A 15,569-nucleotide genomic window follows, 5' to 3' on the forward strand; every position below is an offset into this window, starting at 1 on the left:
GTAGCTTCAGACAGCATCCTGCACAAGGGCCCTCAGCCTGTGTTCGTCGAACACTCTTATAACACCCTGTGCGAAATCCGGACTTCCGCCACCAGCGCCCCCAAACGCGGCCGTGATAGACTTGAACAGCGCTGAGCAGTCAAGCGGGCATGTCGGCCCCTTTCCTATCAGTATCCTGCTCTTTTCTCCAGGAACAACCAGCACCGCAAGCACATTGCCCGACGAAGTGAGCGATTTCAAAAGTGACTGTGCAGTCTTCGCATCCTTGCCGGAAAACCAGAAAACGACTTTGGTCTCATTCCTGATATGAGCCTCCCTGAGCAACTGTCCGGAGAGAGCGATGAGAGCGGATGCCTCCGTTTCCCTGAGACTTCTTTCCATTCTTCTGAGATCCGACGATAGCTTTTCCACCGAATGTATTATGTGCTCCTCGTCTGAATTGAGCCGTTCTCGCAGCATTTCCAGCAGCGCACTCCTTTCCTGCATCACGCGCAGGGCGGGCAGCCCCGCGACAAATTCGATCCTTATCACGCCGTCCTGTATCCTCTGCGTCTGCAGTATCTTCACCGTGCCTATCTCACCTGTGCGCTCACAGTGTGTTCCGGCGCAGGCCTCGACATCCCATCCATCAATGGTCACAACCCTTATGTCTCTGCCCGGCACGACGCCGCCCTGGTATAGTCTGAAACCGTACTTGCTCTCGGCGACAATTCTGTTCATGACCTCGACTGTAATCTTCCTGTCTTCGAATACGATCCTGTTGACCGTTTCCTCCAGCTCCTCAAGTTCCTTCCTGGTGAGCTGCGCATAATGTGTTATGTCCAGTCTTGAAATATTGCTCTGCTTGTGGGCACCTGCCTGCCAGACATGGTTTCCAAGCACCTTCCTCGCTCCTGCTATGAGCACGTGCGTGGCGGTGTGGTGGCGCATGAGATTCATCCTTCTCTCTTTATCGATTGCGCACCTTACTTCCGAACCCTCTTCCAGTCTTCTGCCTTCAAAGAAATGAACGATTACATTCCCGACGAGCTGCACGTCGGTTACGCGCCTTCCGTCTATGTAGCCGTTATCCGGATCCTGTCCTCCTCCCTCGGGGTAGAAATACGTCCTGTCCAGCACGGCAATCCCCTCGCCGCTGAAAAGCACCCTCGCCGTGAACTCCAGCGTGTACTGGGAATCATAATATGCTCGTACAGTCGGGGCAAGTTTTGGTATGCTGAGCTCCTCGCGCTTCTCCTCCGAAGGTTCGGCAGCCGAGGAGTGGCCAGCGGCTATTCGCGCATAAAAGTCGTCCGGTACATCCACCGGTCCTGATGCGAATTCTGCGACCTGTTCCGGACTCAGTCCGTGTGACTCGTAGAGTTCTGTGAGCTGTTCCATGCCCAGTGTCCTGCTCTTGCTCGACGCCTCCATCTTTGAAACGATCGTCCTTCCGCGGGATACCGTGTCTTCGTACTTGTCCTGCTCAACCTCGACGAGTTTCAGTATGTCTTCTCTCTCCTCCCTGAGTTCCGGGAAATCACTGCTCCAGTAATCCATCTGGCGTCCGACAACCTCCGAAAGCCTCATGTCTCCGCCGAGGCTGTTCAGCGCCCTGATACCCCTCCTGACGAGCAGGCGCGCAAAATATCCCTCCTTCGCGTTGGACGGCATTACTCCGTCATGGAGCATCATGGCCAGTGAACGCGTGTGGTCAAGCAGCACGTACATGTTCTCCAGCGGAAGAAGTTTCTTCAAAAGCTCTTCGGGCGATATGCCGATGTTTTTCGCCACCGTTCTTCTCGTTTCGCTGATTGCCCCCGGCGTTTTTGCATCCATGAGTCCTGCTACTCTGCTGTACTCTGAAAGCATTCTGTCGTCTCCTTGTATGTCGAACTCCTCCTTCATCCTGGCAAGCAGTGTGCCGAACACTGCCTCATATGCTGAAGGTGAACCCTGTGAAACCCAAGCCAGCCTTTCCAGGCCGTAGCCTGTGTCGACAACCGTCATGTCCATCGGAACCTTTCCGCCGTCCGCATCTCTGTACATCATGAAAACCAGTGTCGCGACCTCACTTCCCTCGACGAGCACTTCTAAGCAGGGACCGGAATTCCCTCCTCCGGCCCATTCCTCCTCCTTGTATGTTATCAGTCCCCCGTCGACGCCGAGGTCCTTTGTAAGAAATTCATGGCAGAGCTCCACTGTTCTGTCCTTGAAGTAAACTTGATGATCGCGCGTGTTGAAACAGGTATGTGTCATCATTTCAAAGAGCGTGAAATGTCTGCCTGTCTTTCCAACATTGTCTATATCTATGAACCTCAGACATGGCTGTGACATTGTGAGAGGATTGGCAGGCGGCTCCACGGTGCCGCCGATTACCCATGGCTGGAAATTGTATATTGATGCCTGAACAAAGAATACGTCCGTGCGCCATCTTGCCATTATGGGATATCTGTTGATTCTTGTATGGCCCTTTGACGACGTGAAGGAAAGGAACTCCTCTCTCATTTCCCTGACGCCGAGTCTCTTCTTCATCGGGCTGTTGCCGAGGAACGTATAATCGACACAGGGAGGCTCGCCGCAGTACTCTCCGTTTCCCGTAGTCCAGTAGCTCTTGTGGCATGATTTGCACTGTTTCCTGCGGAAGCCTGCGTTCCTGAAATACTCAAGATCGTATTCCCTGCTGTCCATCTTAACCCGGCGCTCCAATGTCCGCGGAGCAAATAATAACTTTTGTGCCGGAGTCAGAAAGACATAAGCGCGGTGTCGAAAAATCGAGAAAGTCTGCCGAGCGCTCTTCTCCTCTCCTCCCCGCCTATCTCCGTTTCCCTGACGGCCTGATCAAGCAATTCGGACATTCTTTCCATTCGCCGGGTGTCGACTGGATATGGTATGCCGTCCTTTCCACCTACCGCAAAGGAATATTTGACCGGATCGCGCCAGTTGCTCTCTGCGCCGTAAACGAGGTTCGAGGCCATAGCGAGAGCGAGAACGGTCTTCCTTCCCACACCTTCCATCATTATTAGATCCTCGAAGGAATCCGGTACGGCGTCGGCGATTCGTCTGAAATTCTCAGTTAATCTTCTCCAACCAGCCATTGTGTCCATTTTAAGCATGCGGACTGCCGAAACAGAAAATTCATCCAGTGTTCTCTGTGCCCTCCTTGCCGACAGTACAATCTGTGGAAGCTTTCCAGCTCTGTCGTCCGTAATTATATCCATAATTGCGTCTCTCGCCTCTGACGCGTCCGCGGCTGTAAGGTTCAGTATCCCGCTCCCTGGCGTTCCGAGGATCGCGGCATGCGGTTCAACAACCATGGACCGGAGCTCGTCAGAGGACCAGTGGTAACGTCTTGCGTAGTGTGTCCCGTCGTTCATTCCCTGCTGAATGACGGCCCAGTTTCCTCCCTCATCAAAGATTATCGAATGATGATAGAGATCGTAACCGTCCTGCAGCGCAACCGTGTCCACTCTGGCGGCTTCTCTGCTTTTGCGCAAAAGCACATCGGAATTGGCGACAGCATACTCGCTGTCTGAAGCCGAAATCTGTTGTTTCATCGATGTTGCATATTTCCCCTTTCCTCCGAATATATGCAATGGCAGTCCCCTCTCGTCCATGCCCTCCCTCAGCGCCGCCAGCGTAACTGTCGTCGTTCCGCTTGAATGCCAGTCGAAACCAAGAACGCAGCTGGCGCATTGAAACCAGAACGGATCTGTCAGGCGCCTGAGGGCCTCCTTCTGCCCGAACTCCTTTAACAGCAGCTCGGCGATAGAGCCACCGAGCATTCTCATCCTGCGGAACAGCCATGGTGGTGCGCTTCCTGAATGCAGGGGCAAATCGGCGATGCCGCACAGTCTTGCCACAATGTGACCAACCATTCGCCTGCTTCTTAATATTTTCAATCGGCTGACCGCAAGACCCATGCGGAAGATGTTGACGGGCAGACGCGGGGCCGGCTGCTGCGTGTTTATCTTTCACGCATTTCATGAAAATGATCTGTGTCACGTTACAAGTTATCAAACACTGCTCGTGCTGTGTACAACAACGCTTAAGCGCCGAAACGTCAAACATTAAATGATAAGTTGTTCATAATCCTTTTATATCTGTGTCGTGAGAATGAGGCGGTTGACATTGAAGACATCAAGCATAGTTGAAACACTCAAGGAGCTCAACAGATGGGAGAAAAAAGCTTCCGATCTTGAGCATCAGCTAACGGATGTCAGGACGGCAAAGGCAGAACTCAGGCAAAAACTCAGATCTCTGGAACTCACGCTCTCTGCCATTGCCGACTCGCAAGGTGCCGGCACCAGGAACACTTCACAGCGTTTTGACGGGATGAGATGATGCCAGGCGAACCAATATTTTTCAACACATCGCATCTTGCAGACGAGATATCCGAAATAAAGAAGCAGCTGTTGCTTCTTGAGGAAAATGAACAGGAGTTGAAATCTTCACTGCTTGATGCCAGAAAGCAGCTGAGCTACTACAGGCGTCTGGCCTCGTCGATGAAGAGGGCAATGTCTCCACCGGGCCTGAAAAGAATATTAAGGTCTCTCTGATTGTTTAAGCCCGACCCGTGCTAATATGAAGGTATTAAGGAACGGCAAGCAGACTGAAATGCTGGCAGTATGGTACGAGGACGGCGCAGCTCATTTCATAGATCAGAGGAAGCTTCCGGCAGCGCTGGACATATTCGAAGCTCGCGATTATCGTGATGTTGCACTTGCAATAGAAACCATGGTGGTCAGGGGAGCTCCGGCCATAGGCTGTGCTGCCGCCTACGGTATGGCTCTCGCTATGATTCAGCACGAGAATGTCGGGGAAGCTTCAAAAGCGCTTGAAGCAACCAGACCCACTGCGCACGATCTGTTTTATGCCGTCAGCTGGATGGTGGAGATGGCTCCACGCCTTGGTCCGGTTGAGGCTGCGACAAAGTACGCTGCAGATATAGTCGATAAGTGCAGACGCATCGGGCAGAACGGAAGCAGACTGATTTCGGACGGCGATGTCATACTGACACATTGCAATGCAGGCGCACTTGCAACCGTTGACTACGGTACGGCACTGGCGCCTATCAGGATTGCCCACGGCGAGGGGAAAAAGATATTCGTTTATGTTGACGAGACCAGGCCATGGCTCCAGGGAAGCAGGCTAACCGCCTGGGAACTGACAAATGAATCGATACCGCACGCCATAATTGCCGACAATGCCGCCGGCCACTTCATAAGAAGGGATGTGGATTGCGTGATTGTAGGTGCGGACAGGATTGCAGCAAACGGTGATTTCGCGAACAAAATTGGCACCTACGAGAAGGCGGTTGTCGCCAGGGCGAACGATGTGCCGTTTTATGTTGCTGCTCCCGTCTCCACCTTCGATTTCGGTATCGCAGGTGGCGGCGACATACCAATAGAGGAAAGGAGTGAGGAAGAAGTGACGGCGATTGGCGGAATCCGCATAGCCGGAACCGGAGAGTCTGCAAGGAACCCGGTTTTTGATGTCACGCCGCACGAGCTGGTAAGCGGCATAATCACTGAATATGGTGTTTTCAGTCCCGGCGAGATAAAATCGCTTCAGGGCAGGCTGTGATTGTCATGACGCTTTCCGCGGAAATCAAATGGTATTCAGGAAGCGCGCTTACCTCCAGATCGAGCGATTATCTTGTCATAGTCGATGCGTTCAGGGCCACCAGCATGGTTGCCACCATGATACATCTCGGTGTCAGCAGGATCATACCTGTTGCGAACGTGGACGAGGCCCTGACGATGAAAGCTGAGGATCCTTCGCTTGTGCTTGTAGGGGAGGAGCGCGGCATTATGCCGCCCGGTTTCGCATACGGGAATTCGCCTTCGGAAATATTCAGGAGTGCAACAGACGGTTCGCTGAAAGGAGCAACGGTTGTCCACAGAAGTTCCGCCGGTACGCAATCTATTTCTTCCGCTCTCAAGGCAAAGAGAGACGGAGCAAAATACAGAATAATGACGTGCTCAATGCTCGATGCGGCCGCAGTTGCCAGGCACATTCTGTCACTCAATGCGGGAAAAGACGAGAGACTCACTATCATATGTTCCGGATATATTGACAAACTATACGCTCTTGAGGATGAAATCGCCGCAGGAGCTCTGCTCGCATCTCTTCGTGAAACCGATCGGTCTGTGCGCATGAATGAACTGGCTTCCTCCGCATTCCTCTCGTTCAAGGGAGCGACGGTAGAAAATCTTCCCGACCTTCTGCGAAACACCAGATCCGGGGCAAAGATCATCGAAGTGGGCCAGGAAGAGGACATTGGTTTCTGCTCGAGGCTGAATGTATTCGATGTTGTTGCCGTGGCGGACGGCACATCCCTAATTCGTGCCTGATCACATCATCACGATTGCCCGCACGGACAACGACATTGTCCTCCGTTGAGGCATAACGGTTTAACGGATGATCCCGTTATCTCGCTCCGTGATACTCGTAACAAAGTGGTTCGGCACATTCCTTGTCCAGGACAAGAGGGTCGTCACACAGATACTCTTTCCCAGGACCGAGAGTGAAATTGCCGACAGACTCCTGCAGATACAGAAGGGGAGAGTGCTCGAGGAGGAACGCGTCCTGGCGGCAAAGAAGAAGGTGAGTGTGCTCGAGACTAGGCTGATATCGCTGGGCAAACTCACCGTTTCCGATACATCGTTCGTGGTTCCCGCAAAATACAGCTATGATGACAATCTCCTTCGATCGGCGCTGCTCATTCTGGCAGAGAAGAGGGCGAAGGAAGAGCTGGGTGCGGACAGGCATATTTCAGAGGCAATATCCTCTTTCGACGAATTGAAGGAGATTGTCAACTCTCTCGACGTCCGCCTTCACTCATGGTACGGTCTTCATTATCCGGAACTGTTCGACAGACTGAAGGGTACTGCCTATCTCGATGCACTGAGCAAGTATGGAGACAGGGAAGCACTGCAGAACGCAAAGGGCTTCTCCGAACGTTCTATTGGCATAAATCTGATAGAGGGTGAGAAGGAAATGCTCATGTCTGTAGCATCGCTAGCTCTCGAGATAGACAGCACGGCTGAGAAACTCGGCTCGTTTGTAGACCATACGGCAGCCATGGCCTTTCCGAATCTCACCGCACTGCTCGGTCCCAAACTTGCTTCGAGGATCGTGAGAGGGGCAGGGGGACTGGAGCGGCTGAGCTCAATGCCTGCCGGAACAATACAGCTGATCGGCGCGGAGAAGGCCCTCTTCAGGCACCTGAACAGGGGAAAGAAACCGCCAAAGCACGGCATAATATTCCAGGATATACTCGTTCACTCCTCTCCTAGAGAAGTGCGGGGCAGAATTTCCAGAACGCTTGCCGCCAAGGCGGCGATTGCCGCAAGGCTTGACATGTACGGCGGCGAAATGATGGGAGATGCAATGAGAAGGGAAGTGGAGGAGAAGGCGCACAAACTCGTAGAATCCTCCAGGGCCCATGGCTCGAAATGACATGGCCGGAGAAGGCAAAATCTATTTAACTTACAGCCTCATGGTCTGATCTGATGAGTTATGGCGTGGCAGCAGGCCGAAGTTAGGGAACTGAAGGAAGGCAGGTACCTTCTTATTGACGATCAGCCGTGCAAGATATTGAGCATCACTACTTCCAAACCAGGGAAGCATGGTGAAGCCAAGGCGCGTATAGATGCTGTCGGTGTTTTTGACGGTCAGAAAAGGAGTCTGGTGCATCCGGTCAAGCATAAGATCCAGATACCGCAGATGGACAAGCGCAAGGCACAGGTTCTTTCGACAAGCGGGGAAGAAGTGCAGCTCATGGATCTTGAAACATTCGAAACATTCCACCTGAAGGTTGACGAGGAACTCAGAAAAAAACTGGTTGCCGGGTCCGAAACACTGTATGTTTCATCCATGGGCATGCGAAAGATATTCGAATTGTGATAGCTCTGCGCAATCACCGTAAGACCGCTGTCGCAGCGCACAGACATTCTCGGCCATGCTGACGGCTTCAGCCGCCACTGGACAGATTGATTAATTTTCGAAAAAAGTTCTAATAGTCACAGCGTCCTAGGTAAGACTGACCATGGGGAGTCGTATATGGTGAAGATGGTAAAGACCATTGTTGCCGCCGTTTGTCTGCTGATGATTGTTTCGACCTTGGTGGTGCTAGTTACTCCGGGAGGGTATTTTTATCATGCCGGAAGCGTTTCCAAGCAGGCTCAGTCTGCAATCAATGCTGTCTCGCATCCTTCATCAAGCGCGAATACTGCTGCGGGCAGTGTGCTCAGCGCTTTAAAATCTAGGGGCATACCGTCGAAATATGTTTATCTGCCCAATTTTAATGCTAAAACGTCCGTGAAGAGCGGCACCATTCAACCGCTCTACTCCGGTTCTCCGGCACCAATGGGTCTTGGCGATTTCGGTCTCAGGAATACGACGCACGGGATGGTCGGATATAATCTGTCGACTTCGAGTTTTGAGGGCAGCCTTACGTTGAACAGCCTGAATCCATTTTATCTGCTGGACGACGCGCCTTATAGTGTCACGGTTCAGCTCAATACCGTACTCAACAACGTGACGCTGTTCGGCTCTCCGAATTATGTGTTCTGGACACAGAATGTCTTCTTCTATTCCGCGAGGACGCACTCGCTAACGTTCCTAGACAACGTATGGAATTTTTCCAGCTCTTCATTTACGCTTACAAAGAACAGTTTTTATTCGGAAAACGGCAACATAGTCGTACCATACTTCTACTATGATATCGGTCCAACCATTACTGTACCGTATCCGTTTACCGTGAACCTCTACCTCAACTCAAGCGTTATTGGCGGCAGGAGTGCTGTGTATTTCAACTACTCAGTGAGTTCCCCCACACTTTCGCATGTAAAATCCGGCTCTTATGATCTGGTTGTTTTCAACTCCACGCTGCCAGATCAGCCTGCCGCTAAGCCACCCGTCTACCTCGTGAGCGGCACGACACTGACGCCCACCGGCTACCTGCTGTATGATGCCGAGCTGATGATAGGCGGCCCCGGAGGCGGAAGCACCACATCCATATACAACATAAGCGGGGCAATGACGCTCAAGTATCTCGATCAGACGAGCGGCTCCTATGCAAATGTTCCCTCAGCATTCGACTTCGGCACTGATACAGGAGAAACCTCCGAGGGTGCTGCTGTGTACTGGACGCAGAATGCAGTCGCACATCTAGTCACCGGACCTTCCCTGCTGTACGGTATGTGGAATGTTAGCGGCAGCAGCCGGGCAGGGTCAGTATCCTATTCAGGGACGCTGAATCCCTCCAGCGCGTTTCTGTTCGTAAACAGCGGTTCGCAGTTCAACGCATCCGCTGCCGCATGGGCACCTGTGGGAGACGGCGGTTCATTCAGTTACATGCTCCCTCCGGGCAACTACGCCGCAGAAGGTCTGTTCAGTGATTATTCCGTGACTAACTTCACTCTCGGACATGGCACGCAGATTGCGCTTGCACCGAACGCGTCGATGGGCATTTACACTCCGCTGTTTGCGTTGGGCAACTCCGGTGTAAGCTCTCTTGCATCCTCCCTGTCGGCGTCGGGCACCGGCTCTTCTTCAGATCCGTATGTAATCAGCGGTACGCAGAATGTGCCGATTAATTCGCTTTTCTCGGAAGTCAACGACTACCTCTACCCGGTCTTCCCCGGTGTGCTGTTCCTTAACACAAGCGAGCACATGCAGCTCGTTGGACTCCCGTCATTCTTCTTCAATTACATGCCGGACATACTTCCCGTTCTGCAATATTTCGGCTTCCCGACATCCAACTACATGCAGCTGGAATTCTATAACGCTTCAAACATAAGTGTCATCAACACGCCGTACATCAGCGGATGGTTTCCGGTATTCCTTTATGGATTACCTCTCGCGAATCTGATCGTCTGGAACTCCACGCACGATTTGATTGCAGGAAACTATTTCTCTAGCATGGGCAGCTCAATGCTGATATTCAACAGCACGAACATACTGGTCTGGGGGAACGTGTTTGCCGAGAATTCGATAGCGGGCATCAGCCTTGCATCACCGACCAGGTACTTCAGCTTCGAACTTGCACCGATATATCCGTCGTCCGTGCCAACGGGACTCTCTGTTTTTTCATCGGCCGACACGATTTACAATAATGCCTTCATCGTCGAGTTGCCCGCGATCAGTCCTGCCTTCAACATTTACACATTCGGCAATGCCAGTTATCTCGATGTATGGAACATTTCATTCACAAAACTCTCCGGTGCAGGCACAGTTGTTTTCAACGGCATATCCCTTAATCCGTCAAGCATAATCGGTGGCGGATACATGGGCGGCAACTACTGGTGGAATTACAATCCAAGGGGATCGCTGATGCTGCCGTTCAACGACGGTGGATGGATTCACAACGGAGGCGATTACGTACCGCTCGTCCTTGGCGCTCCGAACTCAAGCAGCTACAGCAGTGTCATCATGCCTGATATGGCCTCACTTTGAATGCTGCGGGCAATTAATTTAAAGACCGTCCGTCTTGAAGCTGCATGGACGCGACGCTGCTGCTCGCCGCAAGCCTCGTAGCCGTATTCTTCTCTTCGCTGATGTTCGTCAACGCGATAGAGTACGCGGGAAGCAGGTTGAACTGGTCGCACAGTTTCACAGGTGCGATAGTTGCTCCTCTGTTTACATCCATACCTGAGCTCGCTCTTTTCATCATCGCCGTGTTCATTCACGGTGGAACGTCCGGGCACCTGATTGGCCTGGGCATGATATTCGGCGAGCCTTTCATGACATCCTCTCTTTCCTATTTCCTGGTCTTCTGCTCGATCCTTGCCGCCTTCACACTCTCCGGCAGGAAAACACACAGCATTGATGTGGACAGATCATTGAGCATACCGTTCGTCTTTGTCCTCCTCCTCTTCCCGTTCGCGTTGCTGCCGGGCATCATTCACTCTGTCTACCTGCAGTATCTCATGGGTTTCATTTTCCTCTTTTTTTACCTCATGTACGTGAGGACAATGGCCGGCCGCAGATCGGCTGCCATGGAAGAGGGTACAGAGATTCCATACTTTATGCATCTGCGCAACCACTGGGGCCTCGCGGCTCTGCAGCTTCTGGTTTCGGCGCTTCTTCTCTACTATGGTGCGAATCTGATGGTTCAGGCGATCACGCTGATATCCGGCATACACCGCGTTTCTCCGCTGGTGGTTGCCATTCTTGTCATACCCGTCGCGACTGCCATACCCGAAACGCTTTCAGCAATGATCTGGGCATACCGCGGGAGAAACAGCCTCGCCATCGGCTCCATCATCGGAGAAAAGGTTCTCTATGCCACGTTCTACCCCGGAATGGCAATGTTCTTCATTCCGTGGGAGCTCGATGCGCAGGTGTATCTCAGTGTATTGGCCACAACCATTGTGTCGCTGGTATTCTTCCTGTTTTCCAGGCGCGGAAAAATGCCGTTCTACGCCATGGCAATAGGTCTTCCCTTCTTCATCGCCTACATCGTGAGCGTCATTACAATATTCTGACCCGGCATCTGGCTAATGCGCTACAATTTCTTCAACTAGTTTCCGGTATTCATCGGCACGCATCCCGGCCTTCTTCTCATCCACTGATTCTGCAAAGATTCTTATCAGCGGCTCCGTGCCTGAAGCCCTTACAAGCACCCATCCGTCGTCGAGAAATATCTTCAGACCGTCTGTTTCGTCTATTTTCGCAGAACGGACATTTTTCTTCACTTCTGCCATCACTGTGTCAAGCTGTTTTCCGTGCACTTCCACCTTCAGCTTGACCGTATAAAATCTGGGCAGTTCGTCTATGAGTTTCGACAGTGTCCCGTGTTCTGCCACAATTTCGAGCATCTTTGCGGAGGTCATGCCCCCGTCCCTGCAGTACTGCATGTCCGGATTTATTATGCCCCCGTTCTCTTCGCCGCCGATTATCGCACCTGTTTCCATCATCTTTCTCGCAACAACGGGCGAACCGACCCTGGTGTAGACTGTCCTGCCTCCGAACTCCCTCGCTGCCTCTTCCACAACGCTCGGCGTACTCACCGGAACGACCACGATGCCGCCCTTTTTCTTTCTCACCATCTCTTTCGCTGTAAGGGCGAGACTCAGCTCGCCCGGTATGTATCTCCCGTTCTCGTCGACAAATACAGCTCTGTCTGCATCCCCGTCATGTGCTATACCCATGTCGGCGCCTGCTGTTTTAACCATCCTGACAAGATCCTTCAGATTGTCCGGGGTGGGCTCGCTTTCATGTCCGGGAAAGCTTCCCTGCGGCGATGCGTTGATCGTCAGGACTCTGACACCCAGCAATTCCATAAGATATGGTGCGGTGTAGCATGAAGCCCCGTTTGAGCAGTCCAGCACCACTGTGAATTTCATGCTGCTTATCGCTTCTCTCTTCACCTTCGAAACGATCGCATGGATGTAATCCATAGAACACGACTCATGTGCGCTGTACGACCCTACTCCATTCCATGCGGCTCTGCTGAATTTCTCGGAGTAGTATGTGTCTTCGATGCTGTTCTCCTCCTCCTTGCTCGATTCCGTTCCATCCGCGGCTATGGCCTTGACGCCATTGAATTGAGGAGGATTGTGTGATGCCGTGATAACCACCCCGCCAGCATATCTGCCTGTCTTGACGTGATACTGGAGGGCGGGCGTCGGAACAACGCCTGTGTCCACTACCGAACTGCCGGTGGAAAGTATGCCCGAGACCAGTGCGTTTTTGAGCATAATGTTTGAAGTTCGTGTATCAGTGGCGACAGCAATATTTCCCTTCATCGTTGTGCCGATGGATTTGCCAATTTTCATGACAAAATCGGGACTCAGGAACTCGTTGACGACTCCTCTTACTCCGTTTGTTCCAAAGAGCTTCATTCTCGCTGTCATGTCGGGTGCAAATTATGCAACATCTATTATTTAACGGATGCAGCGCCGTTGGGTCGCCTGGATTTTTAAGTCAGATTCAGTGTTGCAGAAGTGCAGATCCTTCACCTGGTTAAATCTGGTCGATCTCAGTGTTTTGCGATTACACGATTATGTCTGTTGATTACGCGTCAAAACTTGACGCGTCCCGGACGTGTTCGGTGTATTTATCTGCTGCCTGGTGCAGCTCATGTTCAATTTCTGTAACATAAATCATAACCCCTGTCGTCAAATGACTGCGAGCGGGACCATCATTTCTCCGGGAGTTGGTCCTCCATGTATGCCCCTGAACGCCATGCGCTCATTGTCATAATGCCTGTACCACACAGTCTTCCCGGCATGAGGAATAAACCATGCACTTCCGGCTCTGGCTTCAAACTCACGCGCCTTCCTTCCGTTGCCGAAATATCCTTCTCCTGTCATCCAGCCCGTTGTCTTTGCAACTCCAAACTCACTTAGTTTTTCGTTGAGAATGGAGCATGTCATGTTGCCGTCGATTGCACGAATAATCACGTCACGGGGTGAACCATAAGGTGCTATCTTTTTGCCGCCGCTGTGCAACGCTAGCATGCCGTCAAACCACTCCAGTTCATCAAGGTACAGTGTGTCTGCCGGTTCAATCTCAATCTGACCGTGATCTGCAGTCAGAAGTACGACCGTATCGTCATCGCTTGCGGCAGCCAGTTCTGACAGGAAACTGTCGACCGTCCTCATCTCCTCCAGATATTCTGACGACGAAGGGCCGTAAACATGGCCCGCTGTATCGACTTCTGGATAGTAAACTGTCTTGAATGTCCTTTCTCCATCCCTGTGAACGAGCTCGGAGATTGTATCATCCAGCCTGTCATATCCCCTCCTGACAGCTTTGTCCTGCACCGCAACGGAGAACGGGCTATCCGCTATGTTTTCAGGCAGATAGGTTGTGCAATCAATGCCCTCACGTTGGAGACGCGCGGAGGCGGGCTCTCCTTCAAACAGTGTATTCACCTGTAGGTTCAGACGCAGAAATTGTTCCTGCTCTGCGGGGTTTTGAGCCTTAAATGGCAGTGTCTCGATTATCATGCCGGCTTCGTCCAGAAACAGGTTCCATTCCAGTAGACCGTGCGTCACGGGCTCAAGTCCGGTGAAAATGCTGGCAAGGGATGCCGCGGTCGTTGAGGGAAATACCGAAGTCATAGGCAGTACCTTGCCCTCCCCGGTCAAATTTCGTAGAAACGGAAGCTCTTTCAATCTGTCACCGATGTTGAGGAGACCCATCCCGTCTGCAATGACCAGTATGACATTGTTCTTTCCTTTCTGACCATTCAGTTCTTCCGGAAGCTTTCCGTCTTTTCGCGTAAGTATCGCACTGACATAGGCTGCCAGATTTGACAGGCACATGCTCCTGTAATCTGGTTTCAACCATCCGTTACTGTCCACCGCGGACAGCATTCTATCATAATTTCCGCGCATGCTCACCTGTACGGCAGAAATTCCGGTCCAAGCAAATCCCTCACTATGACGAGACGCATGATATTCAGCGCTCCCTCCGCCCCTACCATGTATGAGAGGATGCCCCTCATCGCCATTTCCAGATAGGTGTCCTTTGTGTAGCTCAGCGCGCCATGCCACATCATAACTTTCTTTATTGTTTCGAGTGCAAGAGGCGGAGCGGTGAGTTTTGAAGCCGAGACTGCTATATTTATCTCGTTTATAGGCACATTTTTACCGCTGTCGTATGCATCCAGCAGTGTGGCGGCCTTCAGTACCTGGTTTCTGACCATCTCAATCTGCACTGCGAGATCTGCATATTCGAAAGACACGCCTTCATATTTGGCAAGCGGGGAACCGAAAGCGCTTCTCTTTTTGATGTACTCGGCACCTGTCTCAAGAGCCCACTGTGCTGCGCCTACGCATGCCGCCGATACGAGCGTCCTCGCATAGTTGAAGCCGGCCATAGCGTGGAAAAATCCCCTGTTGTATTCGCCGATTATATGCTCCTCCGGCACATCGACTTCCCTGTATGATATGATCCCGGTGGATATTCCCATCCTGCCCATGTTGTCCAGAATCGTTGTCTCTATGCCCTTTGAGTTTATCGGCACATAGGCAAATGTTAGACCCTTGTGCTTCAGAGACGGATCTGTCTTCATCAGCGTAAGATGGCCACCGCCCATGCGCTTCGCTTCCGACACGCCGCTGATGTAAATCTTCTCGCCGTTCAGGATGAGACGTTTTCCCTCCCGCCTAGCATTCGTCTTCATAGCCGCGAGATCAGAACCGCCACCAGGTTCCGTTGTGGCTATGCCCAGGAATTCCCTGCCGCCGGCCACCTTCGGAAGAAGAGACTGTTTCAGTTCCTCCTTTCCAAGCTTCGATGTGAGATGACTCCATCCCGTCACAAGGAGGTAGTAAACTGCAGTGGCCATGCTCGGATCCGCTGCTCCGATCTCCATCGCTCCGAGTGTGGCCATGGTGATTGAACCGCCTGGACCGCCGTACTTTTCTGGTATGGTTGTGCCGAGCAAACCGATTTCGCCCATCTTTCGGAGGAGGTTTTCGGGTATGCGATGGCTGCTGTCAATCTCCCTTGCAACCGGTGCCAGATTGTCCCTGAGAAAATCGTGAACTGTTTTCTGAAACAACTGCTCTTCATCTGAAAGCGAAAAATCCATTTAATCTACCGGACCAGCAAACATGCTGCCGATT

The 15,569-nt window shown here is 52.1% G+C and carries 13 protein-coding genes; 8 read left to right on the forward strand and 5 right to left on the reverse strand.

The genetic code is table 11. The annotated features are described in order from the left end of the window. Positions 1-6: 6 nt before the first annotated feature. Entirely contained in the window at positions 7-2,688 is a 2,682-nt protein-coding gene (gene alaS, locus KIS30_01900) for an alanine--tRNA ligase (protein ID MBX8645499.1), read from the reverse strand. A 35-nt stretch (positions 2,689-2,723) separates the two neighbouring features. Then, the gene (locus KIS30_01905) at positions 2,724-3,842 is read right to left on the reverse strand and encodes a DUF763 domain-containing protein (protein ID MBX8645500.1); all 1,119 of its coding nucleotides are present in this window, start codon (positions 3,840-3,842) and stop codon (positions 2,724-2,726) included. 268 nt (positions 3,843-4,110) lie between these two features. On the opposite strand from KIS30_01905, the gene KIS30_01910 reads away from it, so the two are divergent. The 8 genes from KIS30_01910 to KIS30_01945 all read left to right on the forward strand — a co-directional run bounded on the left by KIS30_01910 (position 4,111) and on the right by KIS30_01945 (position 11,474). Then, positions 4,111-4,323 (forward strand): hypothetical protein, encoded by a 213-nt coding sequence (locus tag KIS30_01910; GenBank protein ID MBX8645501.1) that lies wholly within the window; start codon positions 4,111-4,113, stop codon positions 4,321-4,323. Then, positions 4,320-4,538, forward strand: a complete 219-nt coding sequence (locus KIS30_01915) for a hypothetical protein (GenBank protein ID MBX8645502.1) — start codon at positions 4,320-4,322, stop codon at positions 4,536-4,538. Before KIS30_01910 ends, KIS30_01915 begins: the two co-directional genes overlap by 4 nt. 25 nt (positions 4,539-4,563) lie before the next feature. After that, positions 4,564-5,565 carry an S-methyl-5-thioribose-1-phosphate isomerase gene (mtnA, locus tag KIS30_01920; protein MBX8645503.1) on the forward strand — a complete coding sequence of 334 codons (1,002 nt, stop codon included), beginning with the start codon at positions 4,564-4,566 and terminating at the stop codon, positions 5,563-5,565. 5 nt (positions 5,566-5,570) lie between these two features. Continuing rightward, positions 5,571-6,335: a 2-phosphosulfolactate phosphatase gene (locus KIS30_01925; protein ID MBX8645504.1), complete on the forward strand. Its 765-nt coding sequence runs from the start codon at positions 5,571-5,573 to the stop codon at positions 6,333-6,335. Between the two features lie 88 nt (positions 6,336-6,423). Beyond that, the gene (locus KIS30_01930) at positions 6,424-7,443 is read left to right on the forward strand and encodes a ribosomal biogenesis protein (GenBank protein MBX8645505.1); all 1,020 of its coding nucleotides are present in this window, start codon (positions 6,424-6,426) and stop codon (positions 7,441-7,443) included. 60 nt (positions 7,444-7,503) lie between these two features. Next, entirely contained in the window at positions 7,504-7,890 is a 387-nt protein-coding gene (locus KIS30_01935) for a translation initiation factor IF-5A (GenBank protein ID MBX8645506.1), read from the forward strand. 156 nt (positions 7,891-8,046) lie between these two features. Next, entirely contained in the window at positions 8,047-10,443 is a 2,397-nt protein-coding gene (locus KIS30_01940; GenBank protein MBX8645507.1) for a thermopsin, read from the forward strand. Positions 10,444-10,487: 44 nt separating this feature from the next. After that, positions 10,488-11,474: a sodium:calcium antiporter gene (locus tag KIS30_01945; protein MBX8645508.1), complete on the forward strand. Its 987-nt coding sequence runs from the start codon at positions 10,488-10,490 to the stop codon at positions 11,472-11,474. A gap of 12 nt (positions 11,475-11,486) precedes the next feature. On the opposite strand, the gene glmM is transcribed toward KIS30_01945, so the two are convergent. The 3 genes from glmM to KIS30_01960 all read right to left on the reverse strand — a co-directional run bounded on the left by glmM (position 11,487) and on the right by KIS30_01960 (position 15,535). Further along, complete coding sequence (gene glmM, locus KIS30_01950; protein MBX8645509.1) at positions 11,487-12,833, reverse strand: phosphoglucosamine mutase; 1,347 nt, start codon at positions 12,831-12,833, stop codon at positions 11,487-11,489. 276 nt (positions 12,834-13,109) lie between these two features. Further along, complete coding sequence (locus KIS30_01955) at positions 13,110-14,333, reverse strand: alkaline phosphatase family protein (protein ID MBX8645510.1); 1,224 nt, start codon at positions 14,331-14,333, stop codon at positions 13,110-13,112. Between the two features lie 2 nt (positions 14,334-14,335). Continuing rightward, a complete protein-coding gene (locus KIS30_01960) occupies positions 14,336-15,535 on the reverse strand; it encodes an acyl-CoA/acyl-ACP dehydrogenase (GenBank protein ID MBX8645511.1) in 1,200 nt (399 codons plus the stop codon). Between the last annotated feature and the right edge of the window lie 34 nt (positions 15,536-15,569).

Source organism: Candidatus Sysuiplasma acidicola, from assembly GCA_019721035.1.
Classification (GTDB): domain Archaea; phylum Thermoplasmatota; class Thermoplasmata; order Sysuiplasmatales; family Sysuiplasmataceae; genus Sysuiplasma; species Sysuiplasma acidicola.

Bases quoted from the DNA above. Each gene is read 5' to 3' on its own strand.
- mtnA (MBX8645503.1), top strand. From the start codon at position 4,564: ATGAAGGTATTAAGGAACGGCAAGCAGACTGAAATGCTGGCAGTATGG.
- KIS30_01935 (MBX8645506.1), top strand. From the start codon at position 7,504: ATGGCGTGGCAGCAGGCCGAAGTTAGGGAACTGAAGGAAGGCAGGTAC.
- KIS30_01925 (MBX8645504.1), top strand. From the start codon at position 5,571: ATGACGCTTTCCGCGGAAATCAAATGGTATTCAGGAAGCGCGCTTACC.
- KIS30_01915 (MBX8645502.1), top strand. From the start codon at position 4,320: ATGATGCCAGGCGAACCAATATTTTTCAACACATCGCATCTTGCAGAC.
- KIS30_01960 (MBX8645511.1), bottom strand. From the start codon at position 15,535: ATGGATTTTTCGCTTTCAGATGAAGAGCAGTTGTTTCAGAAAACAGTT.
- KIS30_01955 (MBX8645510.1), bottom strand. From the start codon at position 14,333: ATGCGCGGAAATTATGATAGAATGCTGTCCGCGGTGGACAGTAACGGA.
- KIS30_01940 (MBX8645507.1), top strand. From the start codon at position 8,047: ATGGTGAAGATGGTAAAGACCATTGTTGCCGCCGTTTGTCTGCTGATG.
- glmM (MBX8645509.1), bottom strand. From the start codon at position 12,833: ATGAAGCTCTTTGGAACAAACGGAGTAAGAGGAGTCGTCAACGAGTTC.
- KIS30_01945 (MBX8645508.1), top strand. From the start codon at position 10,488: ATGGACGCGACGCTGCTGCTCGCCGCAAGCCTCGTAGCCGTATTCTTC.